Consider the following 15,250-nt stretch of genomic DNA (forward strand, 5'->3'; position numbering starts at 1 on the left):
GAGGACTGCCCGATCGGAGGAGACATCTGTGAACAAGGCGTGAAGAAACCGCCCGGTCAGGGCGATCCGAGCGGAAACGGACTAGTCCATCGGGGGCAGTGCGAGCACCGGGGTCAGCGGGGAACGCGCACCAACAGGCGGCCGTGGATGCACTCGGCGTGCAGCTCGCGGCCCGCTCCGACCGAGTCGCCGTCCAACTGGCGAGGGACCTCGCTGGCGGCCTTGATCGACACCCGCTGGCCGGTCATCCGGTTGATGGTGTCGTCGACCCGCGACCGCTTGGCCAGCACCCGGAAGGACAACGGGATCCAGGACAGGAACCGGCGCGGGTGCAGGATCACCACGTCGAGCACCCCGTCGTCGATGGCGGCATCGGGCAGCAGCGGCATCCCTGCCTGGAGGTAGCCCACGTTGCCGACCATGACGGTGCGGGCCCGGTGAAGGGTGGGCTCGCCGCCGTCCATGGAGATCTCGACCTTCACTGCCGGGAACATGAGCGACTTCAGCCCCGCGACGATGTAGGCCAGCCAGCCGACCTTCTTCTTCAGGTTGTCGTTGACGCCCTCCATCAGTGCGGCGTCGAAGCCCATCCCGGCCATCACCATGAAGTGGGTGTCCTCGAGACCGTCACCGGTGACGCGGACCATGTCGATGGCCCGGTCCTGCCCGGTGAGCGCGACGTCGATGGCCGCCCGGATGTAGAGCGGCAGGTCCAGGTTGCGGGCCAGCAGGTTGCCGGTGCCGGCGGGGATGATCCCGACGGGTATGCCGGTGCCAGCCAGTTCGGCGCAGACCTCACGCACCGTTCCGTCGCCTCCGCACACGATGACCAGGTCGGCGCCGGCCACGGCGGCGTCGTGGGCCTGCCCGGTCCCGGAGTCCTCCACGGTGGTCAGGCGCCAGGTCGGTTCGGACCAACCGGACCGTGCCGCGATCCGCGACACGATGGTCTTGAAGTCGTCGACGTCCTCGACCTTGATCGGGTTGAGGATGACCGCGAGCCGGCGCCGGGAGGGGACGGCCTCGGCGAGCGGGGCGATCTTGGCGGCGTGGCTGCGGGGGAGGGGGCTGAAGAGGAGCAGACCGAGCAGCACCAGTCCCGAACCGAGCAGGACGCCTCCGATGACGTCGGAGACGTAGTGCCGCCCGAGCAGGACGCGGTCCGCGCAGACCAGGAGCACGACCAGGACGATCCCGACGTAGGCCAGACGCCGCAGGTTGGCGCGGCGTACGAGCATGACGACCAGGACAACCAGGATGCCGCCGAAGGCCGTGATGGAGGTGGCGTGCCCCGAGGGGAAGGACTTGGTGGCCAGCAGGGCGTCCTCGAACTGCCACGCCGGCCGATCCCGGCCCACGATCAGTTTGAGGAGCGTGAAGGACAGGAAGGTCGCCACGCTCACCAGCACGGTGAAGTACGCCGCGCGCCGGTGCTTCTTGGCCCACAGGGCAAGGGCGGTGATCGCGGTGAGAATCGCCAGACCGATGGTGTCGAAGGCGACCTCGATTACGCGAAGGAAGTCGGTCAGCCCGTCGGAGCCGATGACCCACCGTTCGACGGGATTGCCGCGGTCGTCGATCCGGTCCAGCACGGCCCATTGCTGAACGACTGCGAAGGTGAGGAGGCCGAAGGCCAGGAACAGCACGGCGGTGCAGGCCACGATGGTCGAACGCCGGCGGTCCAGCATGGGTGCGTGCCTCCAGGAAGGTGAACAGATGTCGGGTGGGGTGAGGGTGGTTCGGGTAGTCCTCAGTATGACGGCGCTCGACACACCCCTGGGTCAGTACCCATTCACCAACCCATCGACCAGCCCATCGACCAGCCCAGCCACCATCCCAGCCACCCGGCCAGCCAACCCGGCCGGGGAAGTCGGGTGCGACACGGTTCGGTGCCCCGATAGCCTGAGGGCATGACGAACAGAGCAGTACGCCGATGATCGATCCGCGTGTCCTGCGCGATGACCCGGACCGGGTCCGGGCCGCCCAGACCCAGCGAGGACTCTCCGACGAGGTCGTCGATGTCGCCCTGGCGGCCGCGGCTGCGCGGCGTACCGCCATCGGCGAGTACGAAACCAAGCGCGCCGAGCAGAAGTCCCTCGGCAAGCTGATCCCCCAGGCCCAGGGCGAGGAGAAGCAGGCCCTCCTCGCGCAGACCAAGACCCTGTCGGCACAGGTCAAGGAGGCCGAGGCGGCTCAGATCGCGGCCGAGGAGCAGTGGCAGGCGGCGTTGTCGTCGATCCCCAACCTGGCCTCGCCCGAGGCCCCGGCCGGCGGCGAGGAGAACTTCACCGTCCTGGAGACCGTCGGCACGCCGGTGACCTTCGACTTCGAGCCACGCGACCACGTCGAGCTCGGCCGGATGCTCGGCGCCATCGACATCGAGCGCGGCGCCAAGGTGTCCGGCTCACGGTTCTACTTCCTCACCGGGGTGGGCGCGGAGTTGGAGTTCGCGCTCATCAACCTGGCCAACGCCCACGCCCGTGAGCACGGCTTCACCCAGGTCATCGCACCGTCCATGGTCAAGCCGAAGGCGATGGAGGGCACCGGCTTCCTGGGCCAGGCGGCCGACGACGTCTACCGCATCGAGGGCCAGGACATGTATCTGGTGGGGACCTCCGAGGTCCCGATGGCGGCGTACCACTCGGAGGAGATCCTGGACGGGGAGAAACTGCCGCTGCGGTACGCCGCGTTCAGCCCCTGCTTTCGCAAGGAGGCCGGCTCCCACGGCAAGGACACCAAGGGCATCATCCGGGTGCACTGGTTCGACAAGGTCGAGATGTTCGTCTACACCACCGTCGAGGACGCCGCCGCCGAACACCAGCGCCTGCTCGAGATCGAGAAGACGTTCCTCGACAAGCTCGAACTGGCCTACCAGGTCGTCGACACCGCGGCCGGCGACCTCGGACTCTCGGCCACCCGCAAGTTCGACCTCGAGGCGTGGATCCCCACCCAGGGCAAGTACCGCGAGCTGACCTCCACCTCGAACTGCACCGACTTCCAGACCCGTCGGCTCGACACGCGCGGCCGTTTCCCCGAGGGCGAGGACGGCGCGGGCGGCATCAAGGCCATCGCCACCCTCAACGGCACCCTGTGTGCGATGACCCGCACGATCGTGGCCATCTTGGAGACCCACCAGCAGGCCGACGGCTCGGTGCGTGTGCCCGAGGCGCTGCGCCCCTACCTGGGTCGGGATGTCCTGGAGCCGATCGATGGTTGATCGGGATGCCTGGCAGCCCCGGATGCTCGCCCTCGACATCGACGGGACGCTGCTGAAGTGGATCGACGGCGAGGGGATGACCCACGAGAAGGTCGAGCCGCGGGTCCATGACGCGGTGCACCGGGCGATGGACGCGGGGGCACACATCGTGCTCGCTTCGGGTCGCTCGGCGCACGGGATGACCGGGATCGCGGACCTCCTGGACCTGTCGGGACAGGACGGCGAGCGGTTGTGGGTCGTGGCCAGCAACGGGTCGGTGATCTTCCGTTACGAGGTCGGCGGGGAGGTCGAGGTCGTGCACGAGGAGACCTTCGACGCGGCGCCCGCGGTCCGAATGATCCTCGAGCGGATCCCCGAGGCGCTCGTCGCGGTCGAGGAACGCGGGGTGGGCTACCGGCTCAACCGACCGTTCCCCGACGGTGAACTGACCGGCGACATGATCGTGACCGACGTGGAGGAACTGGTGGCCGATCCGGTCAGCCGGGTCATCATCCGGGACCCCAACTCCAGCGCGGACGAGTTCGTGGCGGTGGCCGAGGAGTTGGGTCTGCACGGCACGAGCTACGTCGTCGGGTGGACCGCGTGGCTCGACCTGGCCCCCGTGGGCGTCTCCAAGGCCTCTGGGTTGGAGCACGTCGCTGCGCGACTGGGCGTCGATGCGGCCGACGTACTCGCGATCGGTGATGGTCGCAACGACCTCGAGATGTTCGAGTGGGCCGGGCTGTCCGTGGCCATGGGCCAGGCCATCGAACAGGTCCTCGAGGCGGCCGACGCCGTCACCGACTCGGTGTACGACGACGGTGCGGCGGTCGAGATCGAACGCTGGTTCGGCTGACTGGTGGAGGACTCCCCGACTTCTGACCCGCAGGCTGAGGCGACGCTGCCCGTGGCGATCACGAGCGAGCGAATCCGGATGATCCTGGTGACGCCCCAGGATGCCGCGGGGATGTTGGCCGGGCAGAGTGACCCGCGCTGGCATCGGGAGTACCCGCGGCGGGAGGACCTGGATGCGGTGGCGCTGGTCGGTCGGGGGTCGGTCGACGACCAGGCCGGCTCGGCGACCTGGGGGCCGCGACACGTCGTGGTCGGTCGTGAGGCGGTCGGTTCGATCGGCTTCTTCGGTGCCCCGGTCGACGGCGAGGCCGAGGTGGCGTTCGGGTTGGTGCCCGCGATACGCGGATCAGGGTTGGCCGCCGAGGCCCTCGCGGCGTTGCTGGTGGAGACCGACCGGTTGGGCGTCCGGGTGCGAGCCAGCGTCGCCCCCGAGAACCGAACCGCCGTACGCGTCCTGGCCTCCTGCGGTTTCACCGACCTGCGCGGCAGCAACGAGGACGGTCACCTCGTGATGGGCCGCCCCCTGCGCACGGGCCGCAAGGACCGATCCGATGACTGACCCATCCCTACCGCGGCTGATCGCGACCGACCTGGACGGGACGTTGCTGCGCAGCGACGGCACCGTGTCGCCGTACACGCGGTCGGTGCTCTCGGCGGTCGAGGGGCTCGGGGTGCCGGTGGTCTTCGTGACCGGTCGGCCGCTGCGGTGGATGGACACTCTGTGGGAGCACGTGGGGGAGTTGGGCCGGGCGATCGTCTCGAACGGTGCGGTGCTCTTCGATGTCCGCGAACGATCCGTGCTGGACCTGCGGGGGATCGATCCAGCCACGGGTCTGGCCATCGTGGAGGAGATCCGGGCCGAACTGCCCGACGCCATGTTCGCCATCGAGTGCCTCAGCGGGATCCGGATGGAGCAGGGCTTCATCGACGTCGACCGGGTGCCGCCCGGCACGCCCCAGGGTCCGCTGTCGGATCTGTGGGACGTCGAAGCGGTGAAACTGCTGGTCCGGCATCAGGGTGGTGCGCCTCTCGCGCCGGCCGAGCACGCCGCGTTCCAGGCGACGGTCACCTCCGCGGTCGGACGACTCGCGACCCCGACCTGGTCGATGCCGGGTCTGGCCGAGATCAGCGCCGTCGGGGTCACCAAGGCCGCGACCCTGGCCCGACTCTGCGACACCCTGAAGATCGAGTCCTCCCAGGTGGCTGCCTTCGGGGACATGCCCAACGACCTGCCGATGCTCGACTGGGCGGGGTCGGCGTACGCCATGGAGGGCGCGATCGACGAGGTCCGTTCGATCGCCGACCTGTCGGGTGGCCACAACGACCAGGACGGTGTCGCGCGCGTGCTGGTCGACCTGTTTGATCTGGCTCACGTGGTGGGTGCTCCGTGAACGGCCCGCTAGCGGCGTCATGGGGTGATCTGGTGTGATGACGTTCGTGACCCACCCCAACGCCTCGTCGCCCCGCGACCTAGCTCGCCGCGGCCTCGCCCTGCTGCTGTTGGTGACCGTCCTCGCGTTGACGACCCTGTTGGGTCTGGCAGGACCCGCCAGTGCCGTCGAGGAGCCCCGGTGCACCTGCCAGGAGGCGAGCGTCGCCAGCCAGGCCCGCGCGGCCGACGAGATCTTCGCCGGCGTCGTCAGCGACGTCCAGCGGGACCCCGTGGCGAACAACCCGAATGTCTTCAACGACACCTACACCCTCACCGTGGAGTCGATCTACAAGGGCGAGTTGTCGACCATCGAGACCACCGTCCGCACCGACCGGGTCTTCGGTCAGTGCAACGGGGTCTTCAGCGCGGGCGCCCGCGTGATGGTGTTCGCCCAGACCGGTGAGCCGTTGAAGGTTCGCGGGTGCGCCGGGACCGCCGCGGCCGATGACGCCCTGGTGGATCGGATCGAGTCGATCTTCGGGACCGGAACCTCGCCGGTGCCGCCGACACCCTTCGAGGTCACCTACACCGCCCCTGAGAACCAGCCCGGTTCGCCGCGGTCCATCACCCGCGCGGCCGCACCCGGCCTCGCGGTGGTCCTGGTGTCACTGGCCAGCCTGGTCGTCGTACGCCGCGTGGGACGCCCCCGCGCCTAGAGGTACATGCCTCCGCCGCTTCCGCCGTTGTCCATGTCCTCCGGGGTGCTCGGTGCAGGAGCCGGCCCGCCCGGCATCCCGCCGGGGGACATGCCCGCCGGGAGCGCCTTGCGGATCTGCTCGAACTGCGCCCGCGCCGCCATCTGCTGGGCGTAGATCGCGGTCTGGATGCCGTGGAAGAGTCCCTCGAGCCAGCCGACGAGCTGGGCCTGGGCGATGCGGAGCTCACTCTCGGAGGGGATCGAGTCCTCGGTGAACGGCAGGGACAACCGCTCCAGTTCCTCCACCAACTCGGGGGCGAGCCCGGCCTCGAGCTCCTTGATGGAGGCGTGGTGGATCTCCTTCAGACGCACCCGGCTCGCCTCGTCCAGGGGCGCAGCCTTCACCTCTTCGAGCAGCTGACGGATCATGCTGCCGATCCGCATCACCTTCGCGGGCTGCTCGACCAGATCGGTGATCGCGCGCTCGTCGTCGCTCGCCTCTCTGTCGCCACCAGCGGTGAGGCCGACCCCGGCGTCGGCCAGGGCGGACACCGGCACGGTGCCGACAGGCTGCCCGTCGGGTCCCACCACGACGACGTGCTGCTCGTCGGGCTGCTGCTGGGGCTGTTCGGGCTGCTCCTGGTCCATGGCCGCGACACTATCCGGTGCCCCGAGAGCACCTCGCTAGCTCCCCAGGGGGCCGTTCGGGCGTGGGGGTCTCAGGTCGTCAGGACGATCTTGCCGGTGTGGTCGCCGGACTCCATGAGTTGGTGGGCGGCCACGACGTCGTCCAGCGGCATCGTCCCGTGGACCATCGGTCGGACGAGTCCCTCGGCGACCAGTGGCCAGACGTGCTCGACGACCGAGGCGCAGATGGTGGCCTTCTCCTCAGGGGGTCGGGACCGCAGCGAGGTCGCCATCACCGCGGCACGCTTGCCGAGCAGTTGGGCGATGTCGAGCTCGGCCTTCGTCCCGCCCTGCATGCCGATGATGACCAGGCGCCCTTCGGTTGCGAGGGCGTCGAGGTTGCGGCTGAGGTACTTCGCGCCCATGTTGTCCAAGATGACGTCGATGCCACCGTCGGTCTGGTCGCGGACCACCTCCACGAAGTCCTCGTCGCGGTAGTTGATCGCCACCTCCGCCCCGAGCGCACGGCATACGTCGAGCTTCTCCGCGGTGCCGGAGGTGGTGAAGACCCGGGCGCCCAACTGCTTGGCGATCTGGATCGCGAAGGTGCCGATCCCGCCGGCTCCGCCGTGGACGAGGAAGGACTCCTCGGGGCGAAGGCCGGCGACCATGAAGACGTTCGACCAGACGGTGCAGGCGACCTCCGGAAGGGCGGCCGCGGTGACGAGGTCGACCCCTTCGGGCACCGGCATGAGTTGCCCGGCGGGTACGACGACCTGCTCGGCGTACCCTCCTCCGGCGAGGAGCGCACACACCTCGTCCCCGACCTGGTGACCCTCCACGCCCGGCCCCACGGCGGCGATCGTGCCGCTGCACTCGAGCCCGATCGTCTCGGTGACGCCGGCCGGCGGCGGGTAGAAGCCCTTGCGCTGCAGCAGGTCGGCCCGGTTCACCGCGGTGGCGGCGACCCGGATCACCACCTCGCCCGGTCCGGCCTGCGGATCGGGCAGGTCCTGCACGGACAGAATCTCGGGCCCGCCGGCCCCGTCGGCGACAACAGCTCTCATGCCCGTCACGGTAGTCCCTGACGTTTGTGCGAAGAACGACGGCGTGTCGTCGCACAAACGTCAGGGACTACCCCAGCGGTGGACCGTCGGCCAGGTCACGCAGGTCCGCCCAGGTGTCGATGTCGCGGTGCTCCAGATCGTCGGTGGGGACGGTGACGAGGTTCAGGGGTTCCAGCAGACGATGCAGGGGGAGGTTGTGCTGTCCCTCGAGGTCCGGGCGTACGCCGAGCAGGGCCTCCCGGTCCACCACCATCGCCAATTGGCGGCGGCCCTCGGGGTCGGCCAGAACGGCCCCGTCGACACCCTCCGCCGCGGCCGCCTCGTGCAGGCGTCGGAACGTGCTGGGGGTCAACCGGGGCATGTCGACGGCCAGGACGGCCACGGTCGGGGTCGTGCGCAACAGGGCGTCGACGCCGGTGAGCAGCGCGGCGGCGGGGCCGCCGTACCTCGGGTTCTCCACCGTGAACGTCACCGGCCGCTCGGTCGGCACCGGGTCGCCGACCACACAGACCTCGGTGGCGTCGATGACCGCGTCGAGGGCGTGGACGAGCAGGGTGCGGCCGTCCACCTCGACCGAGGCCTTGTCCACGCCACCCAGGCGGGTCCCCTGGCCGCCGGCCAGGATCACGGCGCTGAACGAGGTCAACAGGGGCTGGGCTGCATCGCTCATGGCCGCATCACTCATGACTGCAGTGTGTCACCGGCTCGACCGCCCCCCGCTGGGCTGGCACCCTGGGACCATGCCCTCGTCCACGGATCTGCGCCTGGCCCTGATCCAGGAAGCCGCCTCGCTCGACCCCGAGGCCAACCGGGCGCGCCTGCCCGAGCTCGTGTCCGGCCCGGAGACCAGCCCCCGGACCGACCTGGTCGTTCTTCCCGAGGCGTTCGCCCGGGACTTCGGGGAGGCCGGCTCCGACGTCAGTTCGTACGCCGAGGCCACCGACGGCCCCTTCGCCAGCGCCGTACAGAACGCCGCCGAGACCGCGAACACGACCGTCGTTGCCGGCATGTTCGAGACCAGCGAGGACCCGGCCCGGCCCTACAACACCCTGGTCGTGCGGGGCGCCGCGACGGCGAACTACCGCAAGATCCACCTCTACGACTCCTTCGGCTACCGCGAGTCCGACCGGCTCCTGGCCGGGACCCTGACGCCCACGGTGGTGCACCTCAACGGGTGGGCGGTTGGCCTGCTGACCTGCTACGACCTGCGTTTTCCCGAGCATGCCCGGGCCCTGGTCGAAGCCGGCGCCGAGGTGCTGGTCATCCCCGCCGCGTGGGTCGCCGGTCCCCGCAAGGTCGAGCACTGGCGCACCCTGGTGCGAGCCCGGGCCATCGAGAACACGGTGTACGTCGCGGCGGTGGGGCAGCCTGGGCCGCGCTACACCGGGCACTCCCTGATCGTCGATCCGCTGGGCGACGTCCTGGCCGAGGCGGCGGACGGGCCGGCCCGCCTGGACGCGACCCTCGAGCGCGAGGTGCTGGATGCGTCGCGGCGTACCAACCCCTCCCTGACCAACCGCAGGCTGCTCCCATCCCCCGAATCGCGATGATCCGCCTGTAGCGTTGGTTGACGTGCCGAAGTCAGAGTCCACCCTGGTCACCGCGCGACGCGACCTCCTCGGAGGATTGAACGAGCGAGTCCTGCACATCGGCGCCTCCCGCCTGCCCCTGCGGGGACTCGCGGTACTCGTCAGCGCGGGCGTGATCGCCCTCGTCGTCGCCACCGGCGGCTTCGGCCCGGACTGGTTGGGACGGGTGGGCTCGGTACTCATCGCGACGACGTTCTCGTGGGCCCTGGCCGCGCGCACCGGTGGCCGGCCCGTGGTGTTCGGGAGCCTCGCGCTGGCTCTGGGACTGATCGTGCTGATCAGCGACGCCGACCGGTTGCGCACGGGCGCCGCGGTGATGACCTGCGTGGTCAGCGCGGTGCTGGCTGTCATGACGACCGTGCCCGCGGTCCGGGCGATCGGAGCGGTGCGTGAATGCGCGATCGCGGTGGCGATCGCCGGCGTGGGCGCCCTGGCCACGGTGGGGTTCGAGCCCACCATCACCGTCGCCCGTTTCGAGTACGCCACCTTCGCCCTGTCCCTGATGGGCGCCTTCGCTGTGGTGTACCGCCTCGGGGCCGGGCTCCACGGCCTCGGGCGGCGGGGCGCGGCCATCGTGGTCGTCGGGGGCGTGATGCTGGCCGTCACGCTGGCGTACGCCGAGCTGTTGCGTCGCTACGGCACCCCAGGCCTGGTGTCCTCGCTGGAGGACGTGGTGACCATGAGCCGGGACACCTTCGGAGCGTTCCCTCGACCGATCGTCGCCGTGCTCGGCATCCCCGCGCTGGCCTGGGGCTGTCACATGCGGGCGCGGCGCCGGCAGGGATGGTGGCTGTGCGCGTTCGGTGTGGCCGGGACCTCGGCGGTCGCCAACTCGTTGGCCAACCCGTCGGTGAGCGTCACCGAGGGATTCCTTTCGATCCTCTACGGCCTGGTGGTCGGACTGGCGCTCGGCTACGCACTGATCCGCCTGGATCTCGCGCTGACCGGCCCCAAGGGCCGGCGCAGCATCGCGGCCGAGGAGGCGACGGCGGTGCGGCCGGAGCCGCGACGCCACGAAGCGCTGCTGTGACCCGGCTGCTGTGACCTGGCTGCTGTGACCTGGCAGCACTGCATTGGCAGAGGGGGCGGGATTCGAACCCGCGGTAGGTCTCCCTACGACCGCTTTCAAGGCGGTTCCGATCGGCCGCTCCGGCACCCCTCCTGAGGCCCCGACAGGTCGAGGCAACGCAAGGGATTCTAGGCGTGAATCGGCGTACCTGTCTGCGGTGGGGTCCTCTGAGGTCGTCGAGGGCCGGAGGTGGACAATGCTCACGTGTCCGCTCCCGACCCGTCCACCCGTCCCAACACCCGCTATCGCCTCGCCAACGCGCTGGTCCTGCGGGTCCTCGGGGCGCAGGCGGTCGCGCTCGGCGTGCTGCTGTTGGGGGTCTTCGCGGTGGGCGCCCTGGTCGACCTGCCGGCCGTCGTACCCGTGATGATCGCGTTGCTCGGCATCTTGACCCTCACCGGCACGGCCTGGTGGCTGCGGTCCCGAGCGAGCGTGGTGACCCTCACCGCGCAGGGGTACGCCGTGCGCCTGCTTCGCGGGAGCGGTGTCCGGTCCGCGTCATGGCCGGAGGTACGCGAAGTGGTCACCTCGAGTCCCCGGGGAGTGGCGTGCGTCGTGCTGCGTCTGGAGGAGGCGCAGACCATCGTCCCGGTGGCAGCCCTGGCGGCTGATCGGGAGGATTTCGTCCGCGATCTGCAGCAGCGACTGCAGTCGGGTCACGGGCTCAAGCCGCTCTGAGTGGCCCGGTTCCCGACCTCCGGTGGAACCCGCAGACGCCAACTAGTAGCCTGTGTCGCGCGTCCCGGGGAGCGATCCCCGAGGCGCGGAGGAGGCGTCGCCTAGTCCGGTCGATGGCGCCCGACTGCTAATCGGGTTGAGGGTCAAACCTCTCGCGAGTTCAAATCTCGCCGCCTCCGCAGATCCTGACTCTGGTGCCCGGCCCCTAGGCCGGGCTCCAGAAGTCTGATTAGATACTTCTCGATTGCGTGACAGCAGGGGTGTGCGGGGCCTACGTGGCCTGTGGGCCCAAGACGCGATGCGTCCTGCCGTCAGTTGCATATAAATGCAATGCAGATTTATGAGCCAAGTTATGTCTCCCCACCTCGGCAGCCAGCCGTGAGACTTCTATCAGGCGCCCTCCTCGGGGCTCCGGGACACAGAAGGTGGGAAACACAATGAAGAACTTTGGACGTAAAGTCGGCATCACCGTCGCGGCGACCGCGGTCAGCCTGGGACTCCTCGGAGTCTCGGCCCCGGCCGAGGCGAAGGACACCAGTTGGGGTTACGTGATTCCAAACACGCCCGGCTGGTAGTCACCCCTGAGCTCGAGACCGGGACCTGACCCCCAGCCCCCAACTTGTCGGGTCCTCGCGCCGATAGACCGGCTGGTCTTGAAGGCGGAGGGCGGTGACTCGATGGAGCGTCGAGTCACTGCCCACACACCGCTCCTCCACTCCGGGACAGGGAGTGTCAAGGACGGGCACAGAACAGGGACGAAGAACTCGCAGGGCCCCCAGGACGTTCAGTCCTGGGGGTCTTCTTCGTCCGGGGGCACCTCGTTGCCGGAGATGCCGCGCTGGCCCATGACGTAGCCCAACTGGAAACGGGTCTGGGCGTCGTACTCGGTTTTCAGGTCGGCGACGTAGCCGGCGTACGTGCGAGGGCTGACGCCGAGGCGCTTGGCGCTGATCGGGTCGGAATGGCCCTCCACGAGCATCCGGATCGTCATCGCCCGCTGCTCGGCGGCGACCTCCTTGAGCATGGAGCTCTGGGAGTCGGTGAAGGGTCGACCGCGCTCCCAGGCACGTTCGAAGACGTCGAGGAGGTAGGCGATGACCGAGGGCTCGCGCACGGCGAGGGCGACCGACAGATCGTCGCCGCCGGGGATGATCGCGATCCGGCGGTCGGAGATGATCATCCGGTTGAAGAACTCATCCAGGGTGCGGACCTCGGCGCCGCGGGAGGTGACCTCGGCGACGTACTTGTGGGTGATCGAGGAGCGACGGGCGCTGTGTTGGTAGAGCGTGCGCATCGAGATGCCGCGGTCGAGCATGTTGGTGTCGCGCAGTGCGGCCACCGCGAGGGTCTGGGCGTTGCGTCCCGTCTGGGGTTGCGCGGTGAGCATCTCCTCCTCGGTGTCGGCGACCAACCCGGTGATGAACGGCCCGATCGCCTCCTCGTGGAGGTAGGTGAAGGGGCCACGAGCCTGCGCGAGCGGTGACTTGCGCCAGGTCTGCGCCAGCCCGTGGAAGGCCTGGGCCCAGGAGGAGGACTCCTCGAGCAGTTTGGCTCCCTGTTGACTCAGCGGCGACACCACGCGGGACTGGATGCCTGAAGGGTCCTCCGGCTGCCAGGTCTCGGTGGGTTTGTCGAGCAGCACCAGACCGAGTTCGACGAGTAGGTCGAAAGCGGCGCGATCGGTGCCGTCGGCGGTGATGCGGCTGTCCCGCATGGAGATACCGCCGGTGGACACGATGCTCTCGTAGAGCGCGGAGGCGCCGGACTGGAACAACTCGCGGTCGTGCGGGCCATACCTCGACACGCAGATCCCCTTCCGGCCGTTCGCTCGCTCGCTGCGTCCTGCCCCCCGAGTGGTTGGGGTCGATGATCCCACACCGACGACAGGCCCTCAGCCCGACGCTACGGTTCTCACGAAGTCCGGCAAATGGCCCTCCGAAGTACGCCGAATGGCCCTGGCCGCCTCTCGAGGGGCCATTTGCCGAACCTCGAGGGGCCATTCGGCGTACTTCGTGGGGGGAGTCAGGCGTCCAGGCGGGCCTTGAGGCCGTCGAGCTCGGTCCAGAGCACGGCCGGCAGGTCGTCGCCGAACTTCTCGAACCACTCCTGGATCTGCGGGATCTCGGCCTTCCACTCCTCTGGGTCGACGTCGAGGGCGGCGGTCAGCGCCTCGGCGGTCATGTCGAGACCGTCGGTGTCGAGGGAGTCGGCGGTGGGGACGTAACCGATGGGGGTCTCGACCGCGGAGGCCTGGCCCTCGATCCGCTCCACGACCCACTTCAGGACGCGGCTGTTCTCACCGAAGCCGGGCCACAGGAACCCGCTCTCGTCGTCCCTGCGGAACCAGTTGACGTAGAAGATCCTCGGCAGCTTGGCGGCGTCGTTGTCCTTGCCGATGTTGATCCAGTGGCTGAAGTAGTCCCCGGCGTTGTAGCCGATGAAGGGCAGCATGGCCATCGGGTCGCGGCGTACGACGCCGACTGCTCCCACCGCGGCGGCGGTGGTCTCCGAGGAGAGGGTCGCGCCGAGGAAGGTGCCGTGGGTCCAGTCGCGGGCCTCGAAGACCAACGGAACGGTGGTCTTGCGGCGACCGCCGAACAGGATGGCGTCGATCGGTACGCCGCGCGGGTCGTCGAACTCCTCGGCGAGGATGTCGCACTGCTTGATCGGGGTGCAGTAACGGCTGTTGGGGTGGCTGGACAGCTCGGTGCTCTCAGGCGTCCAGGGCTCGCCCTTCCAGGAGGTGGCCTTCGCGGGGGTGTTCTCCAGGCCCTCCCACCACACGTCGCCCTCGGGGGTGAGCGCGACGTTGGTGAACACCGAGTTGCCCTTGTCGATGGTCTTCATCGCGTTGGGGTTGGTGTGGTTGTTCGTGCCGGGGGCGACACCGAAGAAGCCGTTCTCGGGGTTGACGGCCCACAGGCGGCCGTCGTCGCCGATGCGCATCCAGGCGATGTCGTCGCCGAGGGTCTCGACCTTCCAGCCGGGGATGGTCGGCTCGAGCATGGCCAGGTTGGTCTTGCCGCAGGCGCTGGGGAAGGCCGCGGCGATGTACTTCACGACCTTCTCGGGGCTGGTGAGCTTGAGGATCAGCATGTGCTCGGCCAGCCAGCCCTCGTCGCGGGCCATTACCGAGGCGATGCGCAGGGCGTAGCACTTCTTGCCCAGTAGGGCGTTGCCGCCGTACCCGGAGCCGAAGGACCAGATGGCCCGCTCCTCGGGGAACTGGACGATGTACTTGGTGTCGTTGCAGGGCCAGGAGACGTCGGCCTGGCCGGGCTCGAGAGGGTGACCCACCGAGTGCAGGGCGGGGACGAACTCGGCGTTCAGTTCGGTCATCTTGTCCAGGATCGGGGTGCCCATTCGGGCCATCACGCGCATCGAGGCGGTGACGTAGGCCGAGTCGGTGACCTCGATGCCGAACATCGGCTTCTCGGCGTCGGCGTGGCCCATCACGAAGGGGATGACGTACATGGTGCGGCCCTTCATGCAGCCGGCGTACAGCCCGCGCATGAGGGTCTTCATCTCGCTGGGGTCCATCCAGTTGTTGGTGGGCCCGCAGTCCTTCTCGTCGACCGAGCAGATGTAGGTGCGGTCCTCCACGCGGGCCACATCGATGGGGTCGGAGGCGGCGTGGAAGGAGTTGGGCTTGATGTCCGGGTTCAGCCGCGTGAAGGTGCCGGAGGCGACCAAGGCGTCGGTGAGTTGGGTCCACTCCTCATCGGACCCGGTGCACCAGTGGATGTCGGCCGGTTGGGTCATGGCGGCGACCTCGGCGACGAAGTCGAGGATGCCCTGGTGGGTCGTGGGCGCTCCACTCAGGAGATCTGTGGCCATGCTCGTGCTGGTGCTGTCGGACGTCATGTGGATGAGGTTCCCTCTCGCGCTTCCCGGCGCGCGGGTGGACCGGCGTCCGGCCGTCGAGCGTATCGACGGAGGTGTCGTGGAGTTCTTCTGTCCGGGCGCCATTGCCGCGAGACGTCTGGCGAAGGTAACCCGCACCGTGGGGGTCGGCTATTGGATCGTTCAAGAGCGGGTACGCCGAAAAACCCCCGTCCCTCAAGGGGATCGGGGGTTTTCGGGTGCTGCGGGTCGTGTGC

General features: G+C 69.1%; 14 protein-coding genes and 2 tRNA genes. 9 read left to right on the top strand and 7 right to left on the bottom strand.

The annotated features are described in order from the left end of the window. Positions 1-113: 113 nt before the first annotated feature. On the bottom strand, positions 114-1,688 hold the full coding sequence (locus tag ACYVLV_RS16150; RefSeq protein ID WP_460811433.1) for a bifunctional phosphatase PAP2/diacylglycerol kinase family protein: 1,575 nt from the start codon (positions 1,686-1,688) through the stop codon (positions 114-116). Positions 1,689-1,933: 245 nt separating this feature from the next. Here ACYVLV_RS16150 and serS point away from each other — a divergent pair, with 245 nt between their 5' ends. From serS to ACYVLV_RS16175, 5 genes are read left to right on the top strand one after another with little or no spacing between them, the layout of a single operon-like run. After that, the gene (gene serS / locus ACYVLV_RS16155; RefSeq protein ID WP_460811434.1) at positions 1,934-3,217 is read left to right on the top strand and encodes a serine--tRNA ligase; all 1,284 of its coding nucleotides are present in this window, start codon (positions 1,934-1,936) and stop codon (positions 3,215-3,217) included. Then, entirely contained in the window at positions 3,210-4,052 is an 843-nt protein-coding gene (locus tag ACYVLV_RS16160) for an HAD family hydrolase (RefSeq protein ID WP_460811435.1), read from the top strand. The genes serS and ACYVLV_RS16160 overlap by 8 nt, the downstream gene beginning before the upstream one ends. 3 nt (positions 4,053-4,055) lie before the next feature. Beyond that, entirely contained in the window at positions 4,056-4,610 is a 555-nt protein-coding gene (locus ACYVLV_RS16165; protein WP_460811436.1) for a GNAT family N-acetyltransferase, read from the top strand. Continuing rightward, on the top strand, positions 4,603-5,442 hold the full coding sequence (locus ACYVLV_RS16170; RefSeq protein ID WP_460811437.1) for an HAD hydrolase family protein: 840 nt from the start codon (positions 4,603-4,605) through the stop codon (positions 5,440-5,442). Before ACYVLV_RS16165 ends, ACYVLV_RS16170 begins: the two co-directional genes overlap by 8 nt. Positions 5,443-5,479: 37 nt before the next feature. Continuing rightward, entirely contained in the window at positions 5,480-6,139 is a 660-nt protein-coding gene (locus tag ACYVLV_RS16175) for a hypothetical protein (protein ID WP_460811438.1), read from the top strand. Here the strand turns inward: ACYVLV_RS16175 and ACYVLV_RS16180 are convergent. From ACYVLV_RS16180 to mobA, 3 genes are all read right to left on the bottom strand, one after another. After that, entirely contained in the window at positions 6,136-6,768 is a 633-nt protein-coding gene (locus ACYVLV_RS16180) for a bacterial proteasome activator family protein (protein ID WP_460811439.1), read from the bottom strand. The two genes, ACYVLV_RS16175 and ACYVLV_RS16180, sit on opposite strands and share 4 nt — an antisense overlap. A 71-nt stretch (positions 6,769-6,839) precedes the next feature. Then, the gene (locus tag ACYVLV_RS16185; RefSeq protein WP_460811440.1) at positions 6,840-7,814 is read right to left on the bottom strand and encodes an NAD(P)H-quinone oxidoreductase; all 975 of its coding nucleotides are present in this window, start codon (positions 7,812-7,814) and stop codon (positions 6,840-6,842) included. Positions 7,815-7,881: 67 nt separating this feature from the next. Continuing rightward, on the bottom strand, positions 7,882-8,499 hold the full coding sequence (mobA, locus tag ACYVLV_RS16190; protein WP_460811441.1) for a molybdenum cofactor guanylyltransferase: 618 nt from the start codon (positions 8,497-8,499) through the stop codon (positions 7,882-7,884). Positions 8,500-8,554: 55 nt separating this feature from the next. Here mobA and ACYVLV_RS16195 point away from each other — a divergent pair, with 55 nt between their 5' ends. Both ACYVLV_RS16195 and ACYVLV_RS16200 read left to right on the top strand, forming a co-directional pair. Next, positions 8,555-9,364 (top strand): carbon-nitrogen hydrolase family protein, encoded by an 810-nt coding sequence (locus tag ACYVLV_RS16195; protein ID WP_460811442.1) that lies wholly within the window; start codon positions 8,555-8,557, stop codon positions 9,362-9,364. 22 nt (positions 9,365-9,386) lie between these two features. Next, positions 9,387-10,433, top strand: a complete 1,047-nt coding sequence (locus ACYVLV_RS16200) for a hypothetical protein (protein WP_460811443.1) — start codon at positions 9,387-9,389, stop codon at positions 10,431-10,433. Between the two features lie 44 nt (positions 10,434-10,477). Here ACYVLV_RS16200 and ACYVLV_RS16205 read toward each other — a convergent pair. Next, a tRNA-Ser gene (locus tag ACYVLV_RS16205) sits at positions 10,478-10,565 on the bottom strand. A gap of 111 nt (positions 10,566-10,676) precedes the next feature. On the opposite strand from ACYVLV_RS16205, the gene ACYVLV_RS16210 reads away from it, so the two are divergent. Next, positions 10,677-11,150, top strand: coding sequence for a hypothetical protein (locus ACYVLV_RS16210; RefSeq protein ID WP_460811444.1), 474 nt, complete (start codon positions 10,677-10,679; stop codon positions 11,148-11,150). Positions 11,151-11,240: 90 nt separating this feature from the next. Next, positions 11,241-11,329: transfer RNA gene (locus ACYVLV_RS16215), tRNA-Ser, on the top strand. A gap of 605 nt (positions 11,330-11,934) precedes the next feature. Here ACYVLV_RS16215 and ACYVLV_RS16220 read toward each other — a convergent pair. Together ACYVLV_RS16220 and ACYVLV_RS16225 are read right to left on the bottom strand one after the other, a co-directional pair. Further along, positions 11,935-12,954, bottom strand: coding sequence for a LuxR family transcriptional regulator (locus tag ACYVLV_RS16220; protein WP_460811445.1), 1,020 nt, complete (start codon positions 12,952-12,954; stop codon positions 11,935-11,937). A gap of 218 nt (positions 12,955-13,172) precedes the next feature. After that, positions 13,173-15,014 carry a phosphoenolpyruvate carboxykinase (GTP) gene (locus ACYVLV_RS16225; RefSeq protein ID WP_460811446.1) on the bottom strand — a complete coding sequence of 614 codons (1,842 nt, stop codon included), beginning with the start codon at positions 15,012-15,014 and terminating at the stop codon, positions 13,173-13,175. Positions 15,015-15,250 lie beyond the last annotated feature (236 nt).

It is taken from the genome of Nocardioides salsibiostraticola, from assembly GCF_054783655.1.

Excerpts from the sequence above, each read along its gene's own strand:
- ACYVLV_RS16150 (WP_460811433.1), bottom strand. The coding sequence starts at position 1,688 with ATGCTGGACCGCCGGCGTTCGACCATCGTGGCCTGCACCGCCGTGCTG.
- serS (WP_460811434.1), top strand. The coding sequence starts at position 1,934 with ATGATCGATCCGCGTGTCCTGCGCGATGACCCGGACCGGGTCCGGGCC.
- ACYVLV_RS16160 (WP_460811435.1), top strand. The coding sequence starts at position 3,210 with ATGGTTGATCGGGATGCCTGGCAGCCCCGGATGCTCGCCCTCGACATC.
- ACYVLV_RS16170 (WP_460811437.1), top strand. The coding sequence starts at position 4,603 with ATGACTGACCCATCCCTACCGCGGCTGATCGCGACCGACCTGGACGGG.
- ACYVLV_RS16175 (WP_460811438.1), top strand. The coding sequence starts at position 5,480 with ATGACGTTCGTGACCCACCCCAACGCCTCGTCGCCCCGCGACCTAGCT.
- ACYVLV_RS16180 (WP_460811439.1), bottom strand. The coding sequence starts at position 6,768 with ATGGACCAGGAGCAGCCCGAACAGCCCCAGCAGCAGCCCGACGAGCAG.
- ACYVLV_RS16185 (WP_460811440.1), bottom strand. The coding sequence starts at position 7,814 with ATGAGAGCTGTTGTCGCCGACGGGGCCGGCGGGCCCGAGATTCTGTCC.
- mobA (WP_460811441.1), bottom strand. The coding sequence starts at position 8,499 with ATGAGTGATGCGGCCATGAGCGATGCAGCCCAGCCCCTGTTGACCTCG.
- ACYVLV_RS16195 (WP_460811442.1), top strand. The coding sequence starts at position 8,555 with ATGCCCTCGTCCACGGATCTGCGCCTGGCCCTGATCCAGGAAGCCGCC.
- ACYVLV_RS16225 (WP_460811446.1), bottom strand. The coding sequence starts at position 15,014 with ATGACGTCCGACAGCACCAGCACGAGCATGGCCACAGATCTCCTGAGT.